This window comes from Winogradskyella sp., from assembly GCF_025210595.1.
Taxonomy (GTDB): domain Bacteria; phylum Bacteroidota; class Bacteroidia; order Flavobacteriales; family Flavobacteriaceae; genus Winogradskyella.
Genome location: NZ_JAOARH010000122.1, coordinates 1 through 3,964, shown reverse-complemented (window position 1 = coordinate 3,964; position 3,964 = coordinate 1). Strand labels below are relative to the sequence as shown.

Genomic DNA, 3,964 nt, shown 5'->3' with positions numbered 1-3,964 from the left:
TTTGCAGGCACAATAACTTTGTCCTCTTTTTTAAGCTTACCTAATTCTATATAGCCTTTAAAAATTAAGGTTAAAGCATCTAGACCGTTACCTGTACCAATACAATATTTTGTATCGCAATAATGCGCAAATTCAGTTTCAAATTTCTCGACGTTATAACCAAGAATATAATAAGAATCATCTAAAGACTTTGAAAATGAAGCTTCTAAATCTTTTCTAAACTTATTATTGATTTTATATAGATCTAAAAACTTAATCATATAAACACATCCTCTAAAAGTTTATAATTTACTGTATCTATTTTGTAAAACCCTTGAGTAATAGAACGAGCCCCAAAACCTTCTTTCCAATACTGTAAACCTTCATTTATATTTTGCCCTTGATTTTCATTAGATATTCCAAAATTAAAATAAGTCTTTTTATCAAAAACACACTCTAATAGATGATGATGCAAAAAATCTAAACTTCCTAAAATATTTTTATCTGCATTACCAGAAATATACTGGCTATGAGCTACATTTTTGGTTTCAAAAATTGTTGTACCAGCAACAACAACGTCATTGTGATAAACATTAAACTGCCTAATCTGCTTAGGGAATCTGGATTTTAAAAGTTGTATTTCTGCTAGAGTATGTACAGGCTTCACATCATGCTTAAGATCTAGGTTTGGCATAAGAATTTGATTCCAAAATAAAGAAAAATCATTGGTCTCTTCTACTACAAGGTTATGCTTCATTCCTCTTTTGTAACCATTTTTTCTACTTCTAGAGTAAGCTTTAAATTTTAAGTCTAACACAGAATGCATATCCATACGCTCTAATTGAGCTTTTACTTTAAAGCATAAATACGCTAAAGGGTTATTGACTGGATGGTTTAAATAAACATAAGGTAATTCTTTTAAAGTTAAACTAGCTATACCATTTTGATTTAAGTAACACATAATGGTTTTTAAAACATCTATAGCTTCCTTAGATTTTAAACTATCATTATATATTAACCCACCATAGGTTAATCCTAAATGAGAATACACTCTATCATTTACCTTATTTGCTGGTAGTAATGCAACTAATTCATCTTGCTTATAAATCATTAATGAGTAATCGTGAAATCTGTCACTATGATAGTCCATAAAATCTCTTTGAAATAGAAAGGTTTGTTGATTACTATTTACAGTAAAAGTATTCCATTCATTTTTGTAAGATGATTTATATCGTAAAACCTTTAAGTTTTGCATCTATCAAAAATAGGGTTAATTATTTATTAAACTATTGATTGATATTTTTTTGAAATTAAATTCTATTTGCTTTGAAAAAAATGAGACATTAACTATTAACATAATCTATAATGCTTTTTTATTGAAATATTAATAGTGTTTATTTATGAATTTATATATGTATCGTTAATATTTGTATCCTTTAATATGTACAAAGGTCTTTTCTGTACATTTTTATTAATTCTACTGATATACTCACCTATTATACCAATTGACAGTAATTGGATACCTCCCATAAACATTGCACTAATAATTAAAGATGTCCATCCAGTAATAGTTTGTTTAAAAATATAATGAGCAAATATTGCATAAATTATCACTAAAAATGAAAAGATTGAAATCACGAATCCCAAACGACTAACTAATAGTAAGGGCTTATCTGAAAAACCCGTTATTCCATCAAATGCTAAACGGAACATTTTGCCATAAGAATAACCACTTTTTCCATGTTTTCTTATCTCTCTATCAAATAACACATACGCTTGCTTTAAACCTAACCAAGCTATTTGAGCTCTTAAAAATTTATTTTGTTCTGGCATTTGATTAACAGCACTTACTACTTTATTTGAAATAAGCCTATAATCTCCCGCATCTAAAGGAATCTCAAAAGACACCCATCTTTTTAACAATCTATAGTATAACTTAGCTGTAAACTTTTTAATAAAAGTGTCTCCTTCTCTCTTTTTTCGCTTTGCATATACAACATCAAAACCTTCTCTATATTTTGAATATAATTCAAAAATTAGTTCTGGTGGATCTTGCAAATCAGAATCTATAATTACGGTACAATCTGCATTACAATACTCTAATCCTGCAGTTACAGCTATTTGATGCCCAAAATTCCTACTCAAATCAAGGTAAAAAACCTTTGGGTTATTTTCTGCAAAAGATAAAATTCTGGATAGAGAGTCATCATTACTTCCATCATTTACAAATATGATTTGATATTTATCTGTAATAGAAGAAACAGTATTTTTCACCCTTTTATATAGTTCGGGTAAATTTTCATATTCATTGTAGACCGGAACCACTACTGAAATATCATTTTTCAACATCATATACTAATTAAATATAACACTAATATAAACTAAATAGTGGATTAAAAATTCTCAATTATTTAGATAAGTAAACATTAAAATAATCATTACTCCAAGTAATTTTGTACTTGTTTCTCCTTAAAAAATCATTCATTACTGAGTTACGCTCATTACTATGAAAATTGTTGTTTTCTTTATTAGTTGACATATAATCTTTAATAGGTTCAGAAAACTCATAAATAGTTTCAAATTTTTGTTGGACAACAATAGGCAAAATTTGTATTTCTGACTCTGCTTTAGTAAGCTTTTTCTCAAATGAATTATAATCATATATCCACACCCATGGATTATACATATAAGGTTTAGTCTTTGTTAAAAAATGAATCATTGGCATTTTATCATAGACCAATAAATAATCATTTGGCTGTACTATATTTTCTAATTGAAGTAACAGCTCATTTATAATCTTAGCTCGTCTTTCAGTAGTATAAATCCCTCTAGTCAAAGAACTATTTATAGTATATTTTTTTTCAAATCTACTGCCATTATCAAAATAAGCTTGTTGAGATATATTATAACCTTTGAGCAAAATGAATGCTATTACAACCGACCATAAAAATGATTGCTTAGTTTTTTGATGTACCTGTAACTTAGACTTTTTATTTATAAAGTTAAGATTTTGTATAATCCAATTATAACGATTTGCAAAATAAAAAAACAGAGGTAGTCCAATCCAAATACCCATAAAACCAGCATTTATAATTCCACCACCTGTGCCAAGATAAATTGTAAGTAATGTTGATAAAGATAAAAAACTGATAATTTTAATTTCATATTTAATCTTCTTTACAAGTAACATAGCCACACTACCAATTAAACAAAAACTATAGATAGGATAAATATTTTTTGTATTAAACCAAAAAATTAAAAACAGAATTGTTAACGCAAAAAAAACAAATCCAGCAATCTTATTTTTAGGCAAAAATCGCTTTACGAAATAAAGCACAGAAATTATCAAAAAGAACTTAATCGTTTCAATTGCTATAGAAATGAAATTAAAATAAGGTGCTATAAAAATAGACTTAAAATTATGAGAACTATTTTCTGTATTACCCAAATCATTAATAGTAAATAATGCATTTCTCATAATTTCTATTTGACCAAGATAGCTTAGCAAAGCAAAAACCATTAACAAACCAATCACTGTCCCAATCCCAATGTAAGTAAACGGTTTTATAGACTTTATAATTGACTCCTTTTTTAAATAAAAAGAATACGGAATAACTAAAACTAACGAAAAAAGTACTGCGTTAGGAATTCTGGTAAAAACATTTACACTCAATAATATTCCTGACATAACATATAATAGGAAACTATTTTCAGTGACCGATTTTTTCAACATATATATAGTTAACACAGTCATTAAGGCTGTTAAATGATTATGATAATACGTTAAAAAACCATAATCATTAACAAAAAGCACCATAATTAAAGCAGATAACAACAGGTCTTTTCTCATATAAGATTTTAAAATCTTATATGAGATATATAAGGTAGCTGTATTAACAACTATAGCAAGTATCCTAAACCACAATATACCTCCATCCTCATACAATTGATGCCATACCCCCCCAACAAAACCAGAAAACCAATA

General features: G+C 27.4%; 4 protein-coding genes. All 4 read right to left on the bottom strand.

The window, feature by feature from the left end:
* Positions 1-260, bottom strand: a 260-nt coding sequence (locus tag N4A42_RS12450; protein WP_294074483.1) for a DegT/DnrJ/EryC1/StrS family aminotransferase, incomplete at its 3' end; no start/stop codon positions are given.
* Positions 257-1,234, bottom strand: a complete 978-nt coding sequence (locus N4A42_RS12445; protein ID WP_294074480.1) for a GNAT family N-acetyltransferase — start codon at positions 1,232-1,234, stop codon at positions 257-259. The genes N4A42_RS12450 and N4A42_RS12445, both read right to left, overlap by 4 nt.
* A gap of 143 nt (positions 1,235-1,377) precedes the next feature.
* Positions 1,378-2,331 (bottom strand): glycosyltransferase family 2 protein, encoded by a 954-nt coding sequence (locus tag N4A42_RS12440; RefSeq protein ID WP_294074477.1) that lies wholly within the window; start codon positions 2,329-2,331, stop codon positions 1,378-1,380.
* Positions 2,332-2,386: 55 nt separating this feature from the next.
* A partial coding sequence (locus tag N4A42_RS12435; RefSeq protein WP_294074474.1) for a hypothetical protein occupies positions 2,387-3,964 on the bottom strand: 1,578 nt, incomplete at its 5' end.